At 74.3% G+C, this 25,403-nt stretch carries 17 protein-coding genes; 9 read left to right on the top strand and 8 right to left on the bottom strand.

Features of this window, described 5'->3' with window-relative positions; translation table 11 throughout:
- Window positions 1-51: 51 nt before the first annotated feature.
- Entirely contained in the window at window positions 52-495 is a 444-nt protein-coding gene (locus LCD35_RS08530) for a MarR family winged helix-turn-helix transcriptional regulator (protein WP_224966538.1), read from the top strand.
- 30 nt (window positions 496-525) lie between these two features.
- Here the strand turns inward: LCD35_RS08530 and LCD35_RS08525 are convergent, their stop codons facing one another.
- Together LCD35_RS08525 and LCD35_RS08520 are read right to left on the bottom strand one after the other, a co-directional pair.
- Window positions 526-1,848 carry a M1 family metallopeptidase gene (locus LCD35_RS08525; protein WP_224966548.1) on the bottom strand — a complete coding sequence of 441 codons (1,323 nt, stop codon included), beginning with the start codon at window positions 1,846-1,848 and terminating at the stop codon, window positions 526-528.
- On the bottom strand, window positions 1,845-5,888 hold the full coding sequence (locus LCD35_RS08520) for a Pls/PosA family non-ribosomal peptide synthetase (RefSeq protein ID WP_225044018.1): 4,044 nt from the start codon (window positions 5,886-5,888) through the stop codon (window positions 1,845-1,847). The genes LCD35_RS08525 and LCD35_RS08520 overlap by 4 nt, the downstream gene beginning before the upstream one ends.
- Window positions 5,889-6,414: 526 nt before the next feature.
- Here LCD35_RS08520 and LCD35_RS08515 point away from each other — a divergent pair.
- From LCD35_RS08515 to LCD35_RS08495, 5 genes are all read left to right on the top strand, one after another.
- The gene (locus tag LCD35_RS08515; protein WP_224978072.1) at window positions 6,415-9,555 is read left to right on the top strand and encodes a BTAD domain-containing putative transcriptional regulator; all 3,141 of its coding nucleotides are present in this window, start codon (window positions 6,415-6,417) and stop codon (window positions 9,553-9,555) included.
- A 110-nt stretch (window positions 9,556-9,665) separates the two neighbouring features.
- Window positions 9,666-11,390: an alpha/beta hydrolase gene (locus tag LCD35_RS08510; protein ID WP_225044012.1), complete on the top strand. Its 1,725-nt coding sequence runs from the start codon at window positions 9,666-9,668 to the stop codon at window positions 11,388-11,390.
- A 24-nt stretch (window positions 11,391-11,414) separates the two neighbouring features.
- Window positions 11,415-12,158, top strand: a complete 744-nt coding sequence (locus LCD35_RS08505) for an SDR family NAD(P)-dependent oxidoreductase (RefSeq protein ID WP_224966541.1) — start codon at window positions 11,415-11,417, stop codon at window positions 12,156-12,158.
- A gap of 116 nt (window positions 12,159-12,274) precedes the next feature.
- Complete coding sequence (locus LCD35_RS08500) at window positions 12,275-12,667, top strand: DUF2237 family protein (RefSeq protein ID WP_224959131.1); 393 nt, start codon at window positions 12,275-12,277, stop codon at window positions 12,665-12,667.
- 391 nt (window positions 12,668-13,058) lie between these two features.
- Complete coding sequence (locus LCD35_RS08495; RefSeq protein WP_224959132.1) at window positions 13,059-15,137, top strand: diguanylate cyclase; 2,079 nt, start codon at window positions 13,059-13,061, stop codon at window positions 15,135-15,137.
- 338 nt (window positions 15,138-15,475) lie between these two features.
- Here LCD35_RS08495 and LCD35_RS08490 read toward each other — a convergent pair whose 3' ends face one another.
- The 5 genes from LCD35_RS08490 to LCD35_RS08470 form a co-directional block, all read right to left on the bottom strand.
- Entirely contained in the window at window positions 15,476-16,156 is a 681-nt protein-coding gene (locus tag LCD35_RS08490) for a transcriptional regulator (protein ID WP_224956705.1), read from the bottom strand.
- 80 nt (window positions 16,157-16,236) lie between these two features.
- Entirely contained in the window at window positions 16,237-16,842 is a 606-nt protein-coding gene (locus LCD35_RS08485; RefSeq protein ID WP_224956706.1) for an acetoacetate decarboxylase family protein, read from the bottom strand.
- A gap of 55 nt (window positions 16,843-16,897) precedes the next feature.
- A complete protein-coding gene (locus LCD35_RS08480) occupies window positions 16,898-18,586 on the bottom strand; it encodes a GMC family oxidoreductase N-terminal domain-containing protein (protein ID WP_224956707.1) in 1,689 nt (562 codons plus the stop codon).
- Window positions 18,587-18,659: 73 nt separating this feature from the next.
- Window positions 18,660-20,132, bottom strand: coding sequence for an NAD(P)/FAD-dependent oxidoreductase (locus LCD35_RS08475; RefSeq protein WP_224956709.1), 1,473 nt, complete (start codon window positions 20,130-20,132; stop codon window positions 18,660-18,662).
- Window positions 20,133-20,281: 149 nt separating this feature from the next.
- Window positions 20,282-21,916, bottom strand: coding sequence for an AMP-binding protein (locus LCD35_RS08470; protein WP_225044011.1), 1,635 nt, complete (start codon window positions 21,914-21,916; stop codon window positions 20,282-20,284).
- Window positions 21,917-22,350: 434 nt separating this feature from the next.
- Between LCD35_RS08470 and LCD35_RS08465 the strand changes: the two genes are divergently transcribed.
- From LCD35_RS08465 to LCD35_RS08455, 3 genes are all read left to right on the top strand, one after another.
- Window positions 22,351-22,932, top strand: coding sequence for a chorismate mutase (locus tag LCD35_RS08465; protein WP_224966544.1), 582 nt, complete (start codon window positions 22,351-22,353; stop codon window positions 22,930-22,932).
- Between the two features lie 148 nt (window positions 22,933-23,080).
- On the top strand, window positions 23,081-23,836 hold the full coding sequence (locus tag LCD35_RS08460) for an SDR family oxidoreductase (RefSeq protein WP_224956715.1): 756 nt from the start codon (window positions 23,081-23,083) through the stop codon (window positions 23,834-23,836).
- Between the two features lie 108 nt (window positions 23,837-23,944).
- Complete coding sequence (locus LCD35_RS08455) at window positions 23,945-24,817, top strand: LysR substrate-binding domain-containing protein (RefSeq protein WP_224956717.1); 873 nt, start codon at window positions 23,945-23,947, stop codon at window positions 24,815-24,817.
- A gap of 25 nt (window positions 24,818-24,842) precedes the next feature.
- Here LCD35_RS08455 and cynS read toward each other — a convergent pair whose 3' ends face one another.
- Window positions 24,843-25,286 carry a cyanase gene (gene cynS, locus LCD35_RS08450; protein ID WP_224956718.1) on the bottom strand — a complete coding sequence of 148 codons (444 nt, stop codon included), beginning with the start codon at window positions 25,284-25,286 and terminating at the stop codon, window positions 24,843-24,845.
- Window positions 25,287-25,403 lie beyond the last annotated feature (117 nt).

Raw genomic sequence — 25,403 nt, 5'->3', positions numbered from 1 at the left:
GCAGATCTGCTCCGTGCCCGGATCGTTCTGCGGGCGGGGCACAATGGCGCGGTGGTTTCCATCGATCTGAACGGTCATCCCGGGCACCTGATCCGCCGGGTCCAGCAGGTGCACACGATGCTGTGGACGGCCGCGGTGTCCGAGGAGATCACGCCGCCGCAGTTCGCCGTGCTCAACGGGCTCGCCGACGAATCCGGGCTGGACCAGCGCACCCTCGCGGGGCGGGTCGCGCTGGACCGCTCCACCGCGGCCGACGTGATCGCGCGGCTGGTGCGGCGCGGGCTGGTCGAGCGCGCCAGGGACAGCGCGGACGGCAGGCGCAACGTGCTGCGGCTGACCGGCACCGGCCGCGAGGCGCACGCCGGTCTGCTGCGGCGCACCGAGCGGATGATCGAGATCCTGCTGACCCCGCTGGACGGCGCGGAGCGCGAGCAGCTGCTCGGCCTGCTGGAGCGGGTCGCGCAGGCCGGGGAACGCATCCGCGACCCCGGCTGATCCACCTCCCGCAGCGGGACGGACCGCGGGTCAGAAACCGGGGTCCGCGGGCGGTTCGGTGCCGTGCAGCCAGCCGGCGAAGAACTCGGCCAGGGAACGACCGGCGATCTCCTCGGCCAGCGCGGTGAACTCGGCGGTGCGCACCGTGCCGTGCCGGTGCTCGGCGGCCCAGCGGCGCAGCAGGCCGATGAACGGTTCGTCGCCGAGCTCGACGCGCAGCGCGTGCAGCGCCAACGCTCCCCGCTTGTACACGCCCTCGTCGAACAGCCGCGCCACGCCCGGATCGGCCACCCGCAGTCCGGGTTCGGCCTGCCGCATCCGCCGGTGCCAGTCGCGGGCGTGCTCGGCGGCGGTGCGCTCGCCGACGGCCTCCGCGAACAGCCACTCCGCGTAGGTCGCGAAGCCCTCGTTGAGCCAGATGTCGCGCCAGTCGCCGATGGTGAGGCTGTTGCCGAACCACTGGTGCGCCAGCTCGTGCACCACCAGCCGCTCGTGGGTGCGAGTGCCGTCGAGCAGGTTCCGGCCGAACACCGCCATGCCCTGCGCCTCGATCGGCTCGTCCAGCTCGTCGTCGGTGATCACCACGACGTACTCGGTGAACGGGTACGGGCCGAACAGGCCGCACAGCACCCGCATGATCTCGTCGTGGCGGCCGAACATCTCCCGGAACGACGCCACCAGGTGCGGCGGCACCGCGGCGCGCTGCGGCACCGGGCCGGTGGCCAGCGGCACCTCCCGGTAGCGGCCGGTGTGCACGCCCATCAGGTAGGTCGGGGTCGGTTCGGTCCGCTCGTAGACCCACCGCTCGGTGCCCGCGCCCGCCGCGCGCCGGGACACCAGGTCTCCGGTGACCAGCACCTCGAACCCGGTGTCGGCGGTGACCGCGACCCGGTAGGCGGCCTTGTCGGACGGGTGGTCGTTGCACGGGAACCAGGACGGCGCCCCGACCGGCTGGCCGGCCACCAGCGAGCCCTCGGTCAGCTCGTCCCAGCCGATGTCGCCCCACCGGCCGCGGATCGGGCTCGGGTTGCCGGCGTACCGCACCCGCACCCGGAACCGGGCGCCGTCGGCGATGGGCGCCGCCGGCCGGATGCGCAGCTTGCCCGCGCGGTGGGTGAACTTCGCGGGACGGTCGTCGACGGTCACCCGGCGCACCCGCAGGTCCGCGAGGTCCAGGCTCAACGCGGACAGCGCCTGCCCGGCCACCGCGGTGAGCACCGCCTCCCCGGACAGCCGGTTCGGGCCGACCCGGTAGTCCAGGTCCAGGTCGTAGTGCTCCACCCGGTAACCGCCGTTGCCGTGCTCCGGCAGGTACGAGTCCGTCGAGCGGTCCGCTCCCGGCGCGGCCGTCATGCCCGCCACGCCGAGATCGGGTTGCCGCACCAGCGCGAGTCCGCGGGCACCGCGTCGCCGCGGGTGATCAGCGAGCCCGGCCCGACGGTGGTGCGCGCCCCGATGCCCGCACCGGGCAGCACGATGCCGTGCGGGCCCAGCGTCGCGCCCTGCTCCAGCGCCACCTCGTCCATGCTCATGATCCGATCATGGAACAGGTGGGTCTGCACCACGCACCCCCGGTTGACCGCGGCGCCCGCGCCGATGCGCACCAGGTCCGCCTCGGGCAGCCAGTAGGTCTCCACCCAGGTGCCGCGCCCGATGCGCGCCCCCATGGTGCGCAACCACATCGACAGCAGCGGCGTCCCGGTCGCCGGGCCCGCCAGCCACGGCACCGCGAGCACCTCGACGAAGGTGTCGGCGAGTTCGCCGCGCCACACGAAGGAGCTCCACAGCGGGCGCTGCCGCACCCGGAACCGGCCGATCAGCAGCCACTTCGCCGCCGTCGTCACCGCGCACGCCAGCACACCCGCCACCAGCAGCACGATCCCGGACAGCGCCGCGGCCGCCCACGGACCCGCGACCAGCCACACCTCGGCGAGGGCGCCGAGCACCAGCACGGCCAGCGCCGCCGACACCATCACCGGCACGAGGCGGCACAGCTCCACCAGCGCCCGGGCGAACACCAGCCGCAGCGGCGGGTCGAAGGTGCGCTCGGCGTCCGCGGCGACCTGCGCGCGCCGCAGCGGCATCGGCGGCAGGCCCAGGTACGAGGAACCCTTCTTCGCCTTCCGCGGCGTCGAGGACAGCACCCCGACCAGCCCCCGCTTCGGCACCGAGCGGCCCGGCGCCGTCATCCCCGAGTTGCCGAGGAACGCTCCCTTGCCGATGCGGGCCGGGGCGACGTGCAGCCAGCCGCGGGAGAGCTCGTAGGTGGCGACCATCGTGTCGTCGGCGAGGAACGCGCCGTCGGCGACCTTCGTCATCTTCGGCACCGCGAGCACCGTCGAGATCTCCGTGCCGCGCCCCACCTTCGCGCCGAGCAGCCGCAGCCACGTCGGCGTGAACGTGCTGGCATACAGCGGGAACAGCGCGGTGCGCGCCATGCCCATCAGGCGTTCCGAAGCCCACACCTGCCAGCCGATCCGGCCGTGCACCGGGTGGTGCCCCTCGCGCAGCCCGATGCCGAGGACGCGGACCGCCACCAGCACCAGCAGCGCGTAGCCGCCGAAGCAGGCGACCGTGGCGGCCGGGACCAGCGGTAGCACCCGCCGCACCGCGTCCTGCGCGGTGGCCGACGCCACCAGCTCGGGGACGACGACGGGCAGCGCGGGCAGCACCGCCAGCACCGGCACCAGCGCGAACAGCACCGAGGTCAGCCCGTACACCGCGCTCCACCGGCGGGAGCGCGGCGCCCGCCGCGCCGGCCACTTCGCCGGGGAACCGGAGGTGCGGGCCGCGGGCGAACCGGACCAGCGCTGCCGGGCGGGGATCACGCCGTGCACGGTCGATCCGGCCGCGGCCTCCGCGCCCTTGCCGACGTGCGCGCCCGGCAGCAGGGTGCTGCGCGCGCCGACCCGCGCCCCCGCGCCCACCTTGATCCGTCCGATGTGGACGACGTCGCCGTCGACCCAGTGCCCGGACAGGTCCACCTCGGGTTCGATCGCCGCCCCGCGACCGATCTTGAGCAGGCCGGTGACCGGCGGCGGCGAGTGCAGGTCGACGTCGTCGCCGATCTTCGCGCCCAGCGCCTTCGCGTAGTGCGTCGTCCAGAACGCGCCGGAGACCGCGCTCGCCCCGCACCGCTGATCCCACTGCTGCGCGGCCCACAACCGCAGGTGCACGCCACCGCCGCGCGGGTAGGTACCCGGCCGGACCCGGTGCAGCAGCAGCCGGATCCCGCTGACCGCCAGCGCGATCCGGCCCGGCGGGCTGAACAGCACCAGCCACGCCACCAGCAGCAGCCACCAGGACACCCGCGGCGCCCACGGCGCTCCCGCCGCCGCCAGCAGCGTGCCGCCCGCGGCCAGCACCGCGGTCCAGCGCAGCCCGGTGAGCGTGCTCAGCGGCACCAGCATCGCGAGCTGCGCCCACCCCGTCCGCTGCGGCACCTCGGCGATCTCGCGCCGGTCGGCGGTGACCGCGTCCAGCTCGTCGAGCTGCGCGGCCAGCTCGCCGAGGCGCGGGTGCTGGTAGACGTCGGCGACGGACACCTGCGGGTGCCGGGTGCGCAACCTGGTGACCAGCTGCGCGGCGGCGAGGCTGCCGCCGCCGAGGGCGAAGAAGTCGGCACGCGGGCCGTCGGGGCGCATGCCCAGGACCTCCGCCCACTCCCCCGCCAGCCACGACTCGGTGACCGACAGCGAGCCGTCCGCCGCGGGTTCCTGGCTCGGCAGCGGCCAGGGCAGCGCGGCCCGATCGACCTTGCCGGAGGTGCGGGTCGGCAGCTCGGCCACGACCGCGAGCAGCGGCACCAGCGAAGCGGGCAGCACCTCGCGCAGCCGCCGCACCGCGTCGTCGGTGTCGAACGAGTCCTCCGCCGCCAGGTAGCCGACGAGCAGCTCGCCACCCGCCTTCGTGCGGCGCACCGCCGCGGCGGCGCCCGCCACCCCGGGCAGGGCCTGCAGCGCGGCGTCGACCTCGCCGAGCTCGATGCGCCTGCCGCCGAGCTTGACCTGCTCGTCGGCGCGACCGACGAACACCAGCCCTTCCGGGTCGGCGCGGACCAGGTCACCGCTGCGGTAGGCCCGCTCCCAGCCCAGCGAGGGCAGCGGCGCGAACTTCTCCGCGTCCTTGGCCGCGTCCAGGTAGCGGGCCAGCCCGACGCCGCCGATGACCAGTTCGCCCTGCTCGCCCGGCCGGACCGGGCTTCCCACGGCGTCCACGACGGCGAGCCGCCACCCGTCCAGGGGCAACCCGATCCGCACCGGTCCCGCGCCGTCGAGGCGCGCCGCGCAGGCCACCACCGTCGCCTCGGTCGGGCCGTAGGTGTTCCACACCTCGCGGCCGTCGGCGACGAGCCGCTCGGCGAGCTCCGGCGGGCACGCCTCCCCGCCGAAGATCAGCAACCGCACCTCGGCCAGCGCCTCCGGCGGCCACAGCGCCGCGAGCGTCGGCACGGTGGAGACCACGCTGATCCGCCGCCGCACCAGCCACGGCCCCAGGTCCGCGCCGGTGCGGACCAGGGACCGGGGCGCGGGCACCAGGCAGGCGCCGCGCCGCCACGCCAGCCACATCTCCTCGCAGGACGCGTCGAACGCCACCGACAGCCCCGCCAGCACCCGGTCGCCCGGCCCGATCGGGTCGTCGGGGAGGAACAGCCGGGCCTCGGCGTCCGCGAACGCCGCCGCCGCGCGGTGCGGCACCGCCACGCCCTTCGGGGTGCCGGTGGAACCGGAGGTGAAGATGATCCATGCGTCGTCGTCCGGGGCCGGCGCGCCACCGCGGCCACCCGGCGTGCCGAGCAGTTCCGGGGCACCGCCGGTCAGCACCGCGCACACCCCGGCCTCGCCGAACACCAGGTCCGCGCGCTCCTGCGGGTCGTCGGCGTCCACCGGCACGTAGGCCGCGCCCGCGGCGAGCACCGCCAGCACCGCCAGGTACAGCTCGGCGGTGCCGGATTCGACGCGGACGCCGACCCGGTCGCCGCGGCCGACGCCGAGGTCGGTGAGCTCGAGCGCCGCGACCCGGACCCGCTCCGCCAGCTCCCGGTAGGTGAGGGTCCGCTCGCCCGCGTCCAGCGCGAGCGCGTCCGGGTGGGCGCGCGCGGTCGCGGCGAACACGTCGAGCAGGGTGCGTTCCGGCGCGGCCGGCCCAGAGTCGAACACGGCGACGGGCGCGGCACCGGCGGCCTGCTCCGGTTCCGTTCGCCCGTCGGCCACGGCCTCCGGGACGGCCGGTTCTCCCGCTGCTCCCGGGCCGGGCCGGGTGGCCGTCCGATCGGGCTCCAGCAGGGCTCGGGCCAGCGCCGCCGCCGCGGCCGTCGACCCCGGCGAGTGCGCGAGCAGATCGGTGATGGGGGTGGTGCCCGCGGCCGGCCCGGTCCCGCGGTTCATCGACACCGTCAACGGAGCGTCCTTCCGCCCGGGTCTCCCGCAGCCGGAACTCGATCACCGTTGACGCCCATGTCCCACCCTTTTCCGCCGCCGCCCGCGGACCCCACCTCCGCGGCCGCTGAGAACGATCACATTACCCCTGGTGAGCGGCACGATCGGCGGCAGCGCCCACCGGACGTGTCCCGCTTCACCGCGTTCCGGACCGGACGGTCAATACTCGGTGAACGTTCCTACCCGGGCAGGTGACCAGCCCGCGGCGCACTTCACCCGATGTGCGGGGGCTCGACGGCGGGCCGACCACGCACCGGACTCGGGCTCGCCCCCGAGGTGGCAGCGGATCACCGGCGCGCCAGCACGTTGAGGCGAACCTCGGATTCGATTCAGCACCGAGCGTCCCGACCCGCGCCACCACCTCGTTCCCGCACCCAGCGGTGGGCCCGGACCGATCTCACCATGGCTGGCAGCCCACCGGAACGGCTCCGGCGCGGCGGACCGGGCGCGGAAACCCGGAGCGGAACGGCGGGGAGGGGCGATGCGAGGTCGAGACCGGCACGGCACGAGCACCATCGCGCGCCCGGTGCTGGCGGACGCGCTCGCCACCGCCACCCGCAACCGGGTCTGCCTGGTGATCGCGGCGGCGGGCTGGGGCAAGACCACCGCGGTCCGCGCCTGGGCCGCGTCCGCGCGCGGCACCGCCTGGTGGTCTCCCGAGGGCGCCGGGGACGACGCGGGACGGCTGCTGGCGACGCTCGTCGACGCCGCGCGCCCGCACCTGCCCGGTCCCGCCCCGGAACCCGACCGCGGTGCCGTCCGAGAGTGGCTGCGCGAGCTGGCGGTGGACCTGCACCTGGTCGTCGATGACCTGCACGAGGCCGGGGAGCACGCGGCGGCGCTGCTCGCCGACCTGTGCCGGAGCGCTCCCCCGCGGCTGCGGATCGTGCTGCTGTCCCGGCACGAACCGCCGTTCTCGCTGGAACGGCTGCGCGGACAGGGCAAGGTCAGCGAGATCGACGCCGGGCTGCTCGCCTTCGACGCCGACGAGATCGCCGAGCTCATCGAGCGCTGCCTCGGCACCGCGGACATCGCGCTGGCCCACGAGCTCGGCGAACGCACCGGCGGCTGGCCCGCCGCGGTGTGCCGGGCCATCGACTCGCTGCGCGCCGTGCCCGAACCGCGCGGCGGCGGGTTGCCACCCGCCACCCGGTTCCACCCGTACCTCGCCGAAGAAGTCCTCGACCGCGAACCGGAGCGGGCGCGGCACGCGCTGCACCGGCTGGCCGTGCTCGGCGACGTCACCCACGAGGAGCAGGGCGGGGTGTTCACGGACCTGGCCCGGCGAGGACTCCTGCGGCCCGCCTCGACCGGGCGGTGGGCGCTGGTGCCACCGCTCGCGGAGTTCCTGGCCGAACCGCGCACCGTCACCCCCGAGGTCCGCACCGCGCTGCACCGGCAGGCCGCCGACGAGCACCACCGCGCGGGCAGGCACGAACGCGCGCTGCGGCACCTCGTCGCGGCCCGCGAGACCGAGCGCTGCGCCGCGCTGCTGGTGGAGGCGGGCGCCCGGCTGCTCGACGACGGGCACGTGGACGTCGTGCTCGACGCCGCCACCCTCCTCGGCGAGCAGCACGACCAGCGGATCGCCCGCGTGGTCGGGCAGGCGCACCGGCTGCGCGGACGGTGGCCGGAAGCCGCCGCGCACTGGGCCCGCGCCGGTGACCCCGCCGAACCCGGCCTGGCGTGGCGGATCGCCGACGCCGCGCTCGCCAGGGCCGAACCCGCCGAGGCGCTCGCCGCCTGCGCCGCCGCCGCGGGCACCGCGGGCGATCCGGCCGACGAAGTGCGGCTGCACGCGACCGCCGCGCTGGCGCACCGGCTCACCGGCGACACCGCCCGCGGCGAGCGGGAGGCGCGGCGGGCCGCCGACATCGCCGAGCAGCGCGGTCACCCGCGCACCGCACCGGTCGCCGCGCTCGCCGGTGCCGTGCTCGCCGCGGCCCGTGGCGACCAGCGCGCGGCGCGCACCGCGTGGTTCGCCGCCGCGGACAACGCCGCCGACGCGCACCTCGGCAGGCTGCACGTGCTGCGCGCGCTGCACCGCACCGAATCCGGCGAACCCGGCGCGGCGCTGGCGCAGGCCGACGCGGCGCTGCGAACGGCGGAGCAGCACCACGACCCGCTGCTGCGCGCGCACGCGCTCACCCAGCGCGCCCACGCGCTGACCAGGCTCGGCAGGTTCGACGAGGCGACCGTCGCGGTGGACGCGGCCTGCGAGGTGTTCGGCCGCTTCGGCACCGGGTTCCTCGCGTGGCCGCTGTGCGTGCGCGGCGACGTGCACCGCCTGCGCGGCAGGCTCGAACGCGCCCGCTCCGCCTACGAGGAGGCGCTGTCGCTGGCCGAACCGGCGCGCGACGTGCTCGCGACGAGCTCCGCGCTGGTCGGGCTCGCCCGCACCCGCGCCGCCGACGACCCGGCGCGCGCCCGGCTGCTCGCCCAGCGCGCCATCGACCTCGGCGAACACCTGCACGAGGTGCGCGCGCTGCTCACCCGCGGCTGGATCTCCTGGGAGGCGGGGGACGCGGAACCGGCCAGGGCGGACGCGGCGCTCGCCGCCGAGCAGGCCCGCGCCCGCGGGGACGAGCCGGGGCTGGCCGAAGCGCTCGCGCTCACCGCCGTCACCGCCACCGATCCGCTGGTGCACGGGCCCGCGCTGGACGAAGCGGTGCAGATCTGGCGCGACGGCGGCTTCGCCTTCGACGAGGCGCAGGCCCTGCTGCTGCGCCACCGCCTGGCCCCGGCGCCCGGCGGGGCGGGCGCGGTGGCCGAGCTCGCCGAACGCACCTTGCTGGAGCACGGTGCCGCCCCCGACGCCCGCGCCGCCGCCGGCCCGCTGGCCGCGGTCGCCCGGCTGGCGCCGCCGGTCCTGCTGCGCGCGCTCGGCGTGTTCCGGATCGAGCACGCGGGGGTGCCGGTGCCGCGCGCGGCCTGGCAGTCCCGCAAGGCCCGCGACCTGCTGAAGATCCTCGTCGCCAAGCGGCGCCCGATGCGCCGCGAAGAGTTGATGGAACTGCTGTGGCCGGAGGTGGACCCGGTACGCGCGGGCAACCGGCTCTCGGTGCTGCTGTCCACCGTGCGCGACGTGCTGGCCACGTCCGGCCCGGCCGCGGGATCGGTGCTGCGCACCAGCGAGACCGGCACGGTCGGTCTCGACCCGAGGTGCGTGCGCATCGACGTCGAATCGTTCCTCGCCCTCGCCGACAGGGCGTTGCAGGCCGACCGCGAGGACTCCCCCGCCGCGACCGCGCTGTTGCTGGACGCCGAGGCCGCCTACACCGGCGACTTCCTGGAGGACGACCCGTACCAGGAGTGGGCGGACGCGCTGGCCGACGAGCTGCGCACCACGCACGCCGCGCTGCTGCGGGCGCTGACCCGGCGCTCCCGCGACGAGGGCGACACCGACCGGGTGGCGCGGTTCGCGCTGCGGCTGCTGCGCGACGACCAGTACGACGAGGAGGCGCACCTCGACCTGGTCGCCACCCTGCTGCGCGCGGAACGCTTCGGCGAGGCGCGGCGGCGCTACGAGCTCTACCGCAAGCGGATGGAGGAGATCTCCATCGATCCGCGCCCGTTCCCCGGCGTTCCCGGAACTCGCCGCCCGGCTGACACCTCCGAGTGAGGATCCTGCCCGGGACGGGTGATACAGGCTCACCTCTAAGGAAACCCTAAACCGCCCTGAACTGCGGTTTCCTACTCTCGCGGAGTGCAATCCGCCCTCCCGGGGTGCTCATGAGCGCACCCGCACCGATCCGGCCGGCCACGTCCGCCGTGTCCAGGTCGAACTTCGGCTTCTCCCCGGATGGCCGGGAGATCGCGTGCATCCGCACCAGCGCCGAGGTCTCGACCTTGGAGCTGTGGTCGTTCGCCCCGCGCGGCCCCCGGCCGCACTCGCTGCGCGCCCGCCGCTTCGGCCAGCTGCCCGGGAAGGTCCGCGGCGAACCGGAACTCATCCACACCGACTCCGGTGTCGACCCGCGCGCCCAGGTGCTGCCGCTCGGTGACGGCCGGGTGCTGCTGCTGGTGAACCGCGGCGGCGGACTCGCCGAACTGGAACTCGTCGACCCGTCCGCACCGCGCGCGCACATCGTCGGCCAGGTGCGCGCCGCGGACGGCTATCTGCTGCCGAGCCCGTCGGCGGCGCAACTGGGCTTCCTGGTCGCGCAGGAGGACCCGGAACGAACGGCCGTCTGGCGACTCACCGACGGCCCGCCCGGTGTCGAGCCACTCGTGCGGCTGCCCGGTGCCGCCACTGGGGGTGTGTGGCTCGACACCGACGCGGATCTGCTGGCGCTGAACCTGACCCGGCCCGGGCAGGCCGTGGAAGGGGTGCTGGCCGATCTGCGGCGCGGCTCGTGGCAACCGCTGTTCTCGCTGTCCCCCAGCAGCGACGACCGGATCCTGCTGCACCACCAGCGGTCCAAGCTGCTGCTGGTGCGCTCCACCTCCAGCGGCGCGGACCGGGTCGGCTGGGTGCTGCTGGACGGGGCGGGCAGCGTCCGGTTCCCGGACCGGCTGTGCCCGACGCACATCCCGCTGACCGTCGACGACGGCGGGCAGCGGGTGCTGCTGCGGCGGGAATCGGGCGCGCTGTCGGCGCTCGACCTCTACGCGCCGCGGGAGGACAAGCTGACCGCGCTGACCCTGCCGCCGGGCCGCACCGGCGACCGGGCGCACCTGAACGGCAAGACGGTGCGGGTGCCGTTCTCCTCGCCCGCGCGGCCGCCGACGCTGGTCACGGTGTCACCGAGCGGTTCCTGCTCGGCGCTGCCCGAGGAGACCGGCCCGGAGCTGCCGCCGTGGGCCTCCGCGGACCTGCTGCGCCTCGGCGGCGGCATCGAGGCCGTCGTCTACGGCGGCACCAAGTGGCGGACCTGCGACCACGTGGTGCTCGCGCTGCACCACACCGAAGGCGAGCTGTGGCGCTGGGAGTTCCACCCGCTGTTCCAGGACCTGGCGTCGGTCGGGGTGGCCGTGATCGCGCCGAACCGCCGGTCCGACGGCGGCCGGTGGGGCGGGCCGGACCTGGCCGGGGTGATCTCGCTCGGGCACCACCTGCGCTCGCAGCGCGCCGGGCTGCCCGGGCCGGTCCTGCTCGGCGGCGGGCACGGCGGGCGGCTCGCCCTGCAGGCCGCGGGCAGCACCCCCGGCCTGTGGTCGGCGTGCGCGGCGCTGGCGCCGCTGGTGGTGGAAGGCGACGAACTGGCACGCGCCTCCGCGGCGAACACGGCACCGGTGCTGCTGGTGCACGGCACCGGTGACGAGCTGGTGCCGGTGGACCGGGCCAGGTCGCTGCGCCACCAGCTGGCCGGACCGGCGCTGTCCGGGCCCGCGCTGCGGTACCTCGAGGTGGACGCCGGGCACGACGCCGTGGCCGCCGTGTCCGACGGTGCGCTGCGGGAGAAGGTCGTGGCGTTCTGCCGCGGCGGCCTCACCCCCTCACCCGAGCTGCGCTGAACCCCTCGGGCACACTGATCGGCCATGAGCTCCACGGTTCTGGTCCTCGGCGGCCGCAGCGAGATCGGTGTCGAACTGGCCGCCCGCCTCGTCGGCGACGGCAACCGCGAAGTGGTCCTGGCCGCGCGCCGCAGCGGCGACCTCGACGAGCAGGAGGCGCGGCTGCGCGAAGCGGGTGCGGTGGCGGTGGAACGCGTCGAGTTCGACGCCGACGACCTCGGATCGCACCGCCCGCTGCTGGACGAGCTCACCGCGCGGCACGGCTCGCTCGACGAGGTGATCGTCTCCTTCGGCATCCTCGGCGACCAGGAGCGGGCCGAGCAGGACGCCGAGCACGCGGTGTCGATCGTGCACACCGACTACGTCGCGCACGTCTCCGTGCTCACCCACCTCGCGAACCTGATGCGCGCCCAGGGCCGCGGCCGCCTGGTGGTGTTCTCCTCCGTCGCCGGGGTGCGGGTGCGGCGGGCCAACTACGTGTACGGGTCGGCGAAGGCCGGGCTCGACGGGTTCGCCGCCGGCCTCGCCGACGCACTGGCCGGCAGCGGCGTCCACCTGCTGGTGGTCCGGCCCGGGTTCGTCGTCGGGCGGATGACCGAGGGCATGTCCCCGGCACCGTTCTCCAGCACGCCCGGCCAGGTCGCCGACGCCGCCGCGAAGGCGCTGCGCCGGGGCCGGGTGGAGGTGTGGGTGCCGTTCGCGCTGCGGGTGCTGTTCGGGGTGCTGCGCTACGTACCGCGCCCGATCTGGCGCAGGATGCCCCGCTAGACCGCCGCGGCCACTGGACGGATACCGCTGTTCTCGCCACACTGGAACCTCATCGGGTTCCGGGCCTGAGGTGCCGGCCCGGACCGGCGTCCAGGTGTTGGAGTGAAGGTGCCCTCATGACGACCGATCGCAACGTTCTCGGTGGCGAGCTGGAGCCCTGCGGCACCGACCCGCTCACCGGTTTCTACCGCGACGGATGCTGCTCGACCGGGCCGGAGGACGTCGGCGAGCACACGGTGTGCGCCGTGGTCTCCACCGAATTCCTGGTGCAGCAGCAGGAAACGGGCAACGACCTGGTGACGCCGCGCCCCGAGCACGGGTTCGCCGGGTTGCAGCCGGGTGACCGCTGGTGCGTGTGCGCGTCGCGCTGGCTGGAGGCGTACTCGGCGGGAGCGGCGCCGCCGGTGCTGCTGGCCGCCACGCACGCGAAGGCCATCGAGGTGGTGCCGCTGAGCGCGCTGCGCGAGCACGCGGTGGACGTGCCCGCGGATCCGAGCGCGCTGACCTGATCGCGGAGGTCGGCGTCCGCACTCGTTGCGGCGCTCCCGAGGGTTCGGGGGTGCCGCGGCTCCCCCTTGCGCGCCGCGCCGGTCCGCCGGGCCCCGTCACGGGCCGCGGCAGCGTCCGGCGGTGAGGAATTTCCCCACGATCGCCGTGCAGCGGTGGGTCCACTGTGCACCGCACCCGGGCGGGACGATCATCGCTCGGACGAACCGTCCACGGCGGCGGACCGTCCACATCGCGCACCGGCGCGTGCGGATTCCGGCCACGAGCCACGTGTTCCCCGGGCCGGGACCGCGCCACTAAGGTGGTGCCGATCTTCGGCGGGCCCGCTCCGCACCGCGCGGAACCGACGCGGACGCGTCGCCGATCGGCCGGGTCCCGAGTGGAGAGGCACCGATGATCAGCACCGTCCGCCGGACGTTCGGCGGCCTCGGATGGCCGGGTTATCTGATCGGCTGCGCGCTGGTCGCGCTGGTCTACTTCGCGCTCGCGGGCGTCGACGGCACCGGTGCGCTGCGCATCGTGCTGTACTGCGGGATCAGCGCCTCCGCCGTTCCGGCGCTGCTGCTGGGCGTGCGCCGGTACCGGCCGCGGTGGCAGCTGGCGTGGCTGCTGATCGCCGCCAGCCAGACCGTGTACTTCTTCGCCGACGCGAGCTTCTACACCGCGCACTACCTGCTGGGCATCACCACGTTCCCGTTCGTGGCCGACGTGCTGTACCTGTCGCACTACCCGCTGATCGTCGCCGGGGTGCTGCTGCTGATCCGGGCCCGCGCGCCGCGGCGCGACCTGCCGAGCCTGATCGACGCGACCGTGCTGGGCGTGGCGGCGGCGCTGCTGTCCTGGCTGTACCTGATCCAGCCGTTGACCAGTGCGGACGAGTCGACGCTGACGACCTCGGCGTACGTGGCGTACCCGGTGCTGGACCTGGCGCTGCTGGCGGTGGGGCTGCGGCTGCTGCTCGACCCCGGGCCGCGGCCGCCGGCGTTCTTCCTGCTGGTCGCCAACCTGCTGGCGTTCCTCGGTGCCGACTCGATCTACGTGCTGCAACGCATCGACGGAAGCTACGCGGCAGGCAACTTCCTGGACGTGCTGTGGCTGGCAGGCAACATCGCGCTCGGCGCCGCCGGGCTGCACCCGACGATGGCGGCGGTGGCCCAGGCCGGACCCGGCAAGGACCTGAACCTGAGCCCGCTGCGGGTCACGATGCTCGCGGCCGCCTCGCTCATCGCACCGGGCGTGCTGGTGCTGGAGAACTCGCGGGTGTCCGAAGGTTCGGTGAACGCGATCGCGGTGGCGTGCGCGGTGCTGTTCCTGCTCACCCTCGGCAGGCTCGTGGTGATGGTCTCCGAGCAGCGCAGGCTCGCGGTGACCGACTCGCTCACCGGGCTGCACACCCGCCGGTACTTCGAGGCGGAACTGCCGAAAGCACTGGCGCGGGCGGGGCGCACCCGCACCCGGCTCGCCGTGTTCATCGCCGACATCGACCACTTCAAGGCCATCAACGACCGGTACGGGCACCCCGTCGGGGACCGGGTGCTGCTGGAGGTCTCGGCGCGGCTGCGCGCGGTGGTCCGCGAAGGTGACGTGCTGGCCCGCTACGGGGGCGAGGAGTTCGCGCTGCTGGCCACCGACGTCGCACCGGAGGACGTGCCCGCGATCGCCGAACGGCTGCGGAACGCGATCGCCCGCGAACCCGTCGCCCGCGCCGAACGGGCGAGCATCGCGGTCACCACCTCCGTCGGAGCCGCCCTCGCCGACGGCCACCAGGACGACCCGGTGCGCATCGTCGCCGCCGCCGACCGCGCGCTGTACGCGGCGAAGGCCGAAGGCCGCGACCGGATCTCCGTCGGCGACCGGCCCGGCTCGGCGTCGGAGCACACCGCCTCGCTGGGCTACCTGCACGCCGTCAGCGACCTGGTCGACCGGCACCTGTCCTCGCACTCGCACGGCCGCGCCGTCGGCTCCTACGCCCGGATCGTGTGCGAGGCCATGGGTGCGGCGGCGGGCACCGTGCAGGACGCGGAACTCGCGGGACGGCTGCACGACGTCGGCAAGATCGTGATCCCGGCGTCGGTGCTGGGCAAACCCGCCGCGCTCGACGACGCCGAATGGGCGCTGCTGCGCGAGCACCCCGACCACGGCTACCGGCTGGTGCGCGCGGTGCCGGACCTGGACGACATCGCCGAGATCGTGCGCCAGCACCACGAGCGCTGGGACGGCAAGGGCTATCCGCTGGGGCTGCGCGGCGAGGAGATCCGCTTGGAGGCGCGGATCGTGTCGGTGTGCGACGCGTGGGCGACGATGCTCGCCGACCGGCCGTACCGGCGCACCCTCACCGTGGACGAGGCGGTGCAGGAGCTGCGCGACGGCAGCGGCACGCAGTTCGACCCCGGCGTGGTGGACGCCTTCCTGCGCCTGCACGAGGCGGGCGAGATCCACCAGCTGCCGCCGCTCCCCGCCGTCGTCGACTAGCGCGGCGACCCAGCTCCTGGTGCAGGTGCCGGACGATGGTGTGGACGGGGCGTTCGAGTTCTTCGGGTGGCGGTGGGGAGGAGGGGCTGCCGTCGAGGTTCTCGCCTCCGCCCTTGAAGTACACGGTCGCCTCGGCATTGGCCTGCCGGAAGTGCACGATGACGGTGCGCCAACCGTTCACCACCTGGTCGCACTGCAATGTCACGTCACCGAGGTGGCGATCCTCGGGAGCGGGAACCATGCAGCGATTTCGGCTCGCCCCATCGGAACCCGCCCGGGCCGGTTCGGGGCACGGCCGTAGCGACTGCGGATCGGCGGGTGTCCACGCCGGACGGTGATCACTCGTTCGGCGGAGCGGTTCGGAGTTCGTCGGGGAGGGTGTTCCAGAACATGAGCTCGTAGTCCTGGAACAGTCGCGCGTGCTCGCGGGCGCGGGACTCGGTGATGCGGCCCGCGTCGAGCTCGGCCTGCACCGCCGCCTCCGCCTGCTCGTCGGCGCCCGGCACCGGGGTGCCGAACAGGTCGAAGAACTCGCAGTCCGCATCGGACAGTCCGTACCTGCTGCGCAGCGCCTGGGCCACCTCCGCGCAGTAGGCGCCGAACGCGGCGAAGTTCGACACGATCGCCACCGCGGCGTCCCCGGGCTCGGCGTGCAGCGCGAGCCACGACATGTACGCGGGGTAGGCCTGGCAACCCGCCTTCGGCCGGTAGTCGGCGACGTCCTGCTCGCTCCAGCCCAGCGCCGCCGACAGCTTCGGCAGCGCGCCCAGCGCCGCCCCCTCCCCCGCGGCGAGCCCGGCGAAGAACTCGCGGGTGGGCCGGTCCGCGGCGCGCGCGGACAGGGTGAGGAAGCTGCGCCAGTCGCACGGCACGATGCGGGACTCCTCCGCCGCCAGCGCGGCCAGCACCGACCTCGGCGCGGCACCGTCCCGCACCAGCGGCACCAGCCGGTTCTCCCCCTCCCTCGGGGCGAGTTCGCGGTGAATCGAGTCCAGCAGGGCGCGTGCGGAACCGGTCATGGCTCCCATGATCCCACGAACGCCCCGCACCGCGAACCCAGAATCCCGTGCCCGCAACGGAAGAACCGGGAGGAAGCGGATCAGCCGGACGCCGCGCCGAAGCTCATCGAGAAGTCGGTGAGCGCCGCGCTCGCCACCGGCCGCCGCCCGTCCAGCCACGCCAGCGGCCCGTCCGGATCGAACCGCCACACCGCCGAGCACCACGTCAGCCCGGCCGATCCGCGCACCGGGGACTGCTGGAACTCGTGCAGGTCCTGGGCGACGCGGTAGGCGAACGGCCAGCGACCGGGCACCCGGGCCAACCGGGAGAAACCGGCGGAGGCGATGCCCCCGGCCGCGCACGAGGTGACCCGCGCGCCGGTGCGCCTGCGGAACTCCGCGCTCTCCTTGGGGATCCCCCACAGCTCGCGCCCGCCCCGCAAGGATTCCGGGCTGTCCACCCAGATCTGGCTGATGTGCACCCGCGGCACCGCGCCGTCGCGCACCAGGACGGCCACGAGCAGCTCGTCGTACTCCAGGACGCTGCCCGGCCCGTAGCGCACCCACGCGGTGCCGACGAGACCGCGGTCGCCGATCAGCACCGGTGGCGTCTCCAGCGGCACTCCCGGCAGCTCCACCTCCGGCAGCGACCACAGCGACAGGTGCAGGTCGCCGTGCAGCTCCCACGGTTCTGGTGGATAGGTCATCCGTTCTCCTGTTCGGGCAAGGACTTCCACGGGCGGGATCTCCCGCCCCAGCACATCAGATCGGGCTCAGCGGCAGCCGCAGCGCCCCCGGTGCCGCCGCGGGCACCACGGGGGCCGACGGGACGCTGGGCTCGACCGGCCGGTACGGCTCACCCAGCTCGGGGCGGCGGTCCGGTTCGCCCTTGTTCGGCCACATCGCCATCGCCCGCTCCGCCTGCGCGGTGATGGTCAGCGACGGGTTCACCCCCAGGTTCGCCGAGATCGTCGAGCCGTCGACCACGTGCAGCCCCGGGTGCCCGTAGAGCCGGTGGTAGGCGTCGACCACGCCGTGCTCGGCGTCGGAGCCGATGGCGCAGCCGCCGATGAAGTGCCCGGTGATGGGGATGTTCGCCAGGTCCGCCCAGCTGCCCGCGGGCACCCCGCCGATCTTCTCGGCGACCGAGCGGGCCGCGGCGTGCCCGGCGGGGATCCACGTCGGGTTCGGTTCCCCGTCGCCCTGCTCGCTGCTGAGCTTGCGGCCGAACAGGCCGCGCTTGGTGCGCAACGTCAGCGAGTTGTCCACCGCCTGCATCACCAGCAGCACGATCGTCTGCTGCGACCAGCGGCGCGGCCGGTGCAGCGTCGGCAGGTCGCGCCAGTGGCGCAGCATGTGCCGCAGCCCCAGCAGGAACCGGTTGCGGCCGGGCTTCGGGTCGACCAGCGCGGCCTCCAGCAGCGCCAGCAGGTTGCTGCCCTTGCCGTAGCGGACCGGTTCGATGTGCGTCGTCGGGTCCGGGTGCAGCGAGGACGTGATGGTGACGCCTTCGCTGTAGTCGCGGTCGTCGCCGCGGGCGCGGGCGGCGAGGATCTGCTCGGAGTTCGTGCGGCTCAGCAGGCCCAGCCGGGGCGAGATCCCGGGCAGCGCACCGGTGTCCCGCATCCGGTGCAGCAGCTTCTGGGTGCCCAGGGCCGACGCGGAGAACACCACCTCCCGCGCGGTGAACGTGCGGCGCCGCTTGCGCAGCCGGCGGCCGGTGCGCACCGTGGAGACCGCGTAGCCGCCGCCGGGCAGCGGGCGCACCTCCGTCACCGTGGTCAGCGGGTGCACTTCGGCGCCGGCGTTCTCGGCCAGGTGCAGGTAGTTCTTCGCGACGGTGTTCTTCGCGCCGTGCCTGCACCCGGTCATGCACTCGCCGCAGTGCAGGCAGCCCTGCCGCTGCGGCCCGGCGCCGCCGAAGTACGGATCCTCAGCGGTGGCACCGGGTTCGCCGAAGTACACGCCGACCTGCGCGCGGTGGAAGGTGCCCGCGATGCCGAGGTCTTCGGCGGCGGCGCGCATCGCCTCGTCGGCCGGGGTGTCGCGCGGGTTCTCGGCGACGCCGAGCATCCGCTTCGCCTGGTCGTAGTAGGGCGCGAGTTCGCGGCGCCAGTCGGTGATGCCGGCCCACTGCGGGTGCGCGTAGAACTCCTCCGGCGGTTCGTAGAGGGTGTTGGCGTACACCAGGGATCCGCCGCCGACCCCGGCGCCGCTGAGGATCAGCACGTCCTTGAGCAGGTCGAACCGGAAGATGCCGTAGCAGCCGAGCTTCGGCAGGTACAGGTAGTCGCGCAGCCGCCACGAGGTCTTCGGGAAGTCCTCGTCGCGGAACCGCTTGCCCGCCTCCACCACCCCGACCCGGTAGCCCTTCTCGGTCAGCCGCAGCGCGGACACTCCGCCGCCGAAGCCGGATCCGATGACGAGCACGTCGTAGTCGTGGTCGGGCATGTGGGCACCTCTCAGGGGGTCCGGGCCGCCGTCGGCCCGCTCGGTCGCTGTGCAGTTCAGGTGGGGACGGTGGTCACGTGGTGGAGGCCGTCAGCACCTGGAAGTCGTTCAGGTCGGGGCAGCGGGTGCGCCTGCGGTACTCGGTCATGGATCCGGGCCAGTTGGTGCTGACCCGCCCGTCGGCGTCCCGGTACCAGCTGCGGCAGGAGGCCCACACGCTGTCGCGCAGCCGCCGCTGCATCTCGTGGTCGAACCGCTCGGCGGCGTCCGGGAGCACGTCCAGCGCGGCACCGGGTCTCCGGGCGAGCCTGCGCACGAGGCGCACCACGTACCTGGCCTGGCTCTCCAGCACGTGCACCACCGATCCGGATCCGAGGTTGGTGTTCGGGCCGTACATCACGAACATGTTCGGGAAGCCGGGCACCGCCATGCCCAGGTAGGCGCGCGCACCCCGCTTCCACACCTCGTCCAGCCGGGCGCCACCGGCGCCGGTGATGTCCAGTGTGGACAGGAAGTTGCTCGCGTCGAACCCGGTCCCGAAGATGATCACATCCGCGGGGTGCTCGACCCCGTCCGCGGTCCGCACGCCGTTCGACGTGACCCGTTCGATCGCTCCGCGCTCCAGCCGGACGCCCTCGCGGGAGAACGCCGGGTAGTACTCGCTGGAGAACAGCACCCGCTTGCAGCCGATCCGGTGGTCGGGCGCGAGGTCCGCGCGCAGCGGCTCCGCGGGCACCTGCCTGCGCCGGTGGCCACCCGCGACCACGGTGAACAGCCTGCCGATGCCCTGCGCGGTGGTCAGCCCGCGACCGGCCGCCTCGAAGAACAGCCAGACGCCGAACCGACCGACGGCCTGCGCGCCGGGGATGTGGCGGAACGCGAACCGGTGCCAGGACTGGTAGGCGCGGTCCGGCCGGGGAACGATGTGCGGCGCCGAGCGCTGGAACACCGTCATCTCCCGCACCCGGTCGGCGATCGCGGGCACGAACTGCACCGCGCTGGCGCCCGTGCCGATCACCGCGACCCGCTTGTCGCGCAGGTCGAGCTGGTGGTCCCAGCGGGCGGAGTGGAAGGCCGGGCCGTCGAACTCGTCCAGCCCGGGCAGGTTCGGCACGACCGGTTCGCTGAGCTGGCCCACCGCGGGCACCAGCACGTCGGCCTCGACGAGGTCGCCGGATCCGGTGCGCAGCCGCCACTTCCGAGCCTTCTCGTCGTAGGCGGCGGATTCGATGGAGGTGTTCAGCCGCAGGTGCCGGGTCAGCCGGTTCTGCTCCACGCAGCGCCGCAGGTACCGCAGGATCTCCGGCTGTTCGGCGAACCGGCGCCGCCACGTCGGTTCCGGCTGGAACGAGTAGGAGTACAGGTGCGAGGGCACGTCGCACGCGGCCCCCGGGTAGGTGTTGTCCCGCCACACCCCGCCCACGCCGGGGGCGCGTTCGAAGATCGTGAACGAGGTGTGGCCGGCCCGCTTGAGCTGCGCGGCCACCGCGATGCCCGCGAACCCGCTGCCGATGATGGCGACATGGGGTTGGCGGATCGGCGACATGCGGGCTCCTCGTGGTCGTGCGCTGGGGACACGATCACGTTATGCCGGGTTCGCCCGTCCGGTCTGACGCCGACGGCCAGATCATTGATACTTTCGGACAGGGCGCCGACCACCGGGTTCTCCGCCCCGCTCCGGTCCGCGCCCGGGCGTCAGCCCGCGGGCAGGGCCGTGCGCTGGACCTTGCCGGTGGCGCTGCGCGGAACCGCCCGCACCAGGTCCACCTGCCGCGGGACCTTGTGCCGGGCGAGCCGCTGGCGGACGAAGTCGACGACCTCCAGCGGGTGCAGCGCGGCACCGGGGATGGGCACCACGAACGCGTGCAGCCGCTGCCCGAACTCGGGGTCGGAGATGCCGAGGACCGCGACGTCCTTCACCGCCTGGTGGGTGGCGATGACGTTCTCCACTTCGGCCGGGAAGACGTTCTCCCCACCCGAGATGATCATGTCGTCGGCGCGGCCGTCCACGAACAGCAACCCGGACTCGTCGAAGTGGCCCAGGTCGCCGGTATCCACCAGCCCGCCGATCTGCGGCCGACCGGCGCCGGTGGTGTAGCCGGCGGAGGTCAGCGTGCCACCCGCGAAGATCCGGCCCAGCACGTCGGACCGGGTGATCCGCCGGTTCGCCCCGTCGTAGAGCCGCACCGCGCAGCCGTGCGGGCTGCGCCCCGCGGTGCCCGGTGCGCGGCGCAGCTCCGCGGGGGTGGCGACCGCGGCGACCGCGGCCTCGGTGGAGCCGTACAGGTTGTAGAGCACGTCGCCGAGCCGCTGCGCGGTGGCCCGCGCCAGCTCCGGGGCGAGCACCGAGCCGGACACGACCACCGCGCGCAGCCCGGACAGGTTCGCGCGCAGGAACTCCGGGTCGAGGTCGAGCAGCCGTCGCAGCATCGTCGGCACCAGCACCACCGCACGGCACCCGTGCTCACGCACGGCCGTCGCGAGCCGCGCGGCGTCGAACCGGCTCCGCACCACCACGGTGCTGCCGAGGCCGAACGCCACGGTCAGCTGCGAGTAGCCGATGGCGTGGAACAGCGGGGAGGCGATGAAGGTGGGTTCCCCGGCGCGCAGCGGGATGCGGTCCAGGAACTCGGCGGCGCTCAACGCGGAGCGCACCTGCCTGCGGGCCCCCTTGGGGCGACCGGTGGTGCCGCTGGTGAGCAGCACGACGCCCGCGGGGCGGCGGGGCCGGGGGATGACGGGTTCCTCCGGAGACTGCTCGGCCTCCGCGAGCAGGTCCTTCAGGGTGGTGGTTCCCGGCGCGGCCGCCGCGGGCCACGCCTCGAAGCACGGGACCCGCAGCCGAGCCCCGGCCACCAGCGGGGCGGACTCGCCGTCGGCGATGAGCGCGGCGACCTGCTCGCGCTCGACGACGTCGGCGAGTTCGGGAGCGGCGAAACCGGTGTTCACCAGCACCACATGCACACCGAGCTTCCCGCAGGCCAGCAACGACAGGACCAACCAGCGGTGGTCGCGGCAGCACACCGCGACGGTGTGCCGGTCGTCGAACCCGCGGTCCCGCAGCGCGACCGCCAGCAGGTCGGAGGCGCGGTCCAGCTCCCCGTAGGTGACCTCGCCGAGTTCGTCGACCAGGCCCACGTCGGCGGGCCGGGTCCGCGTGATGTGCCGCAGCGCCCCGACCAGCGGGCCCCAGGTGCGGACGTCGGCGAGCCCGCGCAGCGCGCGCCGCGGCGAGGTGGGCGAGGCCATGCCCGCCCTGGCCAGCACCCGCAACGCGTGCGTACCGTGCCGGGCCCCGCCCGCGCCGTCCGTTCGACCGTCTCGAACCATGCCGCTCCCTCACCACTGCGCGCTGAAACCGGTAAAGATCGGGAACACCTATCGACTTCGCGCAGAGCACGTCAAGCTGGCGGTTCGCCATGAGAATTTTCTTGTCATGCCGATGACAAACCGAGAACCCGGGTTCCGCCGAAAGGCGTAATCGGCGCACCCCGGAGATCCGCTGCGGAGCGGCCGATCGGACCACTGAGGACCGTTCTCGATAACCACACCGCAGCGCGGCGTGTTCGTCGTCGGGAGAAAACAGTTCCCGCGCGGTTCAACTCCGGTTTTCAGACGGTCCACAGTGTCTTCACAGTGGACCGTCCTCCGTCCGGAACCGCGGCTGCGCCCGAGGCGGGCCGACACGCCGAGGCATGTCGGACGTGGTGCGCGGGCCCGGGCCGGGCAGACTCCTCCACGACACCGACCGACGAGGAGCGGACATGCGACGAAGGATGCTCACGGGACTCGCGCTGAGCGCGCTGATCGCGACGACGGCCCCGGCCACCGGCAACGCGGCACCGGCACCGGACCGCGCCGAGCCCCGGCTGATCGCGCTGGTCGACCTCGCCGCCCAACGGCTGCTGCTGGCCGACGAAGTCGCCGCCGCCAAGTACGGCACCGACTCCCCCATCGAGGACCCGGCGCGGGAGCGGGAAGTGCTCGACACCGTCGCCGAGCTCTCCACCGAAGCGGGGCTCGACCCCGCCGATGGGGTCCGGTTCTTCCGAGACCAGATCGAGGCGGGCAAGGACGTGCAGCGCGGGCTGTTCGCCGAGTGGGACGCGCACCCGGAGCTGCGGCCCGGCAACCGGCCCGACCTCGGCGCGGAGGTGCGGCCCGAGCTGGACCGGATCAGCGCGGAGGCGGTGCGCGAGCTGCGGGAGACCGAAGTGGTGCGGGAACCCACCGACGAATGCCGGCTGGACCTCGCCGCCTCCGCGGTCACCGCGGTCTTCGGGCACCGGCTGGACGCGCTGCACCGGGACGCCCTCACCGCGGCCGCCGGGAAGATCTGCGGATGACCTGCTGAACCCGCCGCGGCCTGCGGCCATCAGCGTTCCTTGTCGGCGCACGCGAAGCGCGTGTTTCCCGGATCCGGGCTACGGCCCCTAGCGTCGGGGCCGGGCCGGCGGAACGCGCCGGTCGACCGATCCCGGCAAGGAGGGCGAGATGACCGAGCACACGCTGAACGGCAAGGTCGCGGTGGTCGCGGGTGGCGGCAAGAACCTCGGTGGGCTGATCAGCACCAAGCTCGCCGAAGCCGGCGCCAAGGTCGTGGTCCACCACCACTCCGAGTCCTCGAAGGACGACGCCGAGCGCACCGCCGAGGCCGTTCGCGCGGCGGGTTCGCAGGCGATCACCGTCGCGGGTGACCTGACCCGGGTCGAGGACGTGCGGCGGCTGTTCGACGCGGCCGTCGACGAGTTCGGCGGCGTCGACGTCGCCGTCAACACCACCGGCATGGTGCTGCGCAAACCGATCGTGGAGACCTCCGAGGAGGAGTACGACCGGATGTTCGGCATCAACGCCAAGGCCGCGTACTTCTTCCTGCAGGAGGCGGGCCGCCGGCTCAACGACAACGGCAAGATCATCAGCTTGGTGACCTCGCTGCTGGCGGCGTTCACCGACGGCTACTCCACCTACGCGGGCGGCAAGGCGCCGCTGGAGCACTTCACCCGGGCCGCGGCCAAGGAGTTCGCCGACCGCGGCATCTCGGTGAACAACATCGCCCCCGGGCCGATGGACACCCCGTTCTTCTACCCGCAGGAGACCCCCGAACGGGTCGAGTTCCACAAGTCGCAGGCCCTCGGCAACCAGCTCACCAAGATCGAGGACATCGAACCGCTGGTCCGCTTCCTGGCCACCGACGGCTGGTGGATCACCGGGCAGACGATCTTCGCCAACGGCGGGTACACCACCCGCTGACCGGACCGCCCGCCAGGGTGGAGCAGGATGCCGGGGGGGGGGGGGGGGGGGGGGCCCCCCCCCGGCGAGTGCGGGACGCGGCAGCCGACGAGGAGGTGGAGGACCGACGTGGGACTGGACCTGCGCAAGCTGGAGCACCTCGTCGCCGTGGCCGAAGAAGGCGGATTCACCAGGGCCGCGGCCCGGCTGCACCTCACCCAGCAGGCGCTGAGCACCTCGGTGCGCAGCCTCGAACGCGAGGTCGGCGTCCCGCTGCTGCGCCGCGACACCGGCGGGGTCACCCCGCTGCCCGCCGGGCAGGCGCTCATCGAAGACGCGCGGGTCCTGCACGGCATCGCCCGCGCCGCGCTGCACCGCGCCCGCCGCATCGGACGCGGCGGCGCCGAGACCCTGCGGATCGGGCACACCCCGGCCGTGACCAGCGACGAAGTCACCACCTTGGTGCACACCGCGCTCGCCGAGCTGCCCGCGCTCGGCACCGAAGTGCACCAGCACTACCCGCAGCAGCTCACCGAGGACCTGCTCGGCGGCGAACTCGACCTCGGGCTCTGCCGCGGCATGCGCCCCCAGCACGGGCTGACCCGCAGCACCCTCAGCCAGGACCGGCTGTCGCTCGCCGTCGCCGCGGACCACCACCTGGCCGGCCGGGACCACGTCGAGCTCACCGAACTAGCCGGGGAACGGCTCGTGGTCTGGGGCGATCCGGGGCGGTCCGGCTACACCGACCTGCTGCTGGAGCACTGCCGCCGCGCCGGGTTCGAACCGGAGCACCTGCGCAATCCGATCCAGGGCACCCCGCCGGTCACCGCGGTGATCGGCACCCGGCACGTGGCCCTGGTGACCGCCCCGCCCGGGCCCACCGCGGGCGGGCGGACCCGGGTGGTGGAGCTGCGCCCGGCGCTGTTCGCGCCGCTGCACGCGCTGTGGCCCGCGCACATCACCCACGACCTGCGCGACGCGTTCCTCGCGGCCACCGGCTGAACGCCCGCTCAGGGGCGCGGCGAGGTCACCACTGGTACGGCAGGAACTTGCCGTCCAGCGTCACCACCACCCGGTCGCCCTGCGGATCTTCCGCGCGGCTCACGTCGAGCCGGAAGTTGATCGCGCTCATGATGCCGTCGCCGAACTCCTCGTGGATCAGCTCCTTGATCGTCGGCCCGTAGACCTGCAGCACCTCGTAGAACCGGTACATCGTCGGGTCGGTGGGCACCGGCTGGTCCAACGCGCCCCTGGTGGGTTGCAGCCGCAGCGCGTGCAGCACGTCCGGTCCCAGTTCCAGCAGCTCCCCCGCCGCGCGCGCCTCCGCCTCCGGCATCGGGTGCTGGCCCAGCAGCGCCGCCGTCGTCCACGCCACCGGGCGCCCCACGGCCTCCGCCAGCTGCGCCCACGTGATGCCGAGCTCCACCTTCTTCGCCCGGACCGCGGCCGCCGCCTCCTGCTTGCTGGTCATGCCCACTCCCGTCCCGCCCGGTCGCCCGGGCCTCAGCTGATCCACCACGGCCATCCTCACCCGGAACCGGCCGCCGAGTCATCCGGCTGCGCGACGTTCGCTCATCCGGCCGGGCCT

This window comes from Saccharopolyspora sp. 6V, from assembly GCF_020176785.1.
In the GTDB taxonomy this organism is placed as follows: domain Bacteria; phylum Actinomycetota; class Actinomycetes; order Mycobacteriales; family Pseudonocardiaceae; genus Saccharopolyspora_C; species Saccharopolyspora_C gregorii.
This window is presented reverse-complemented; position numbering and strand designations above follow the sequence as displayed.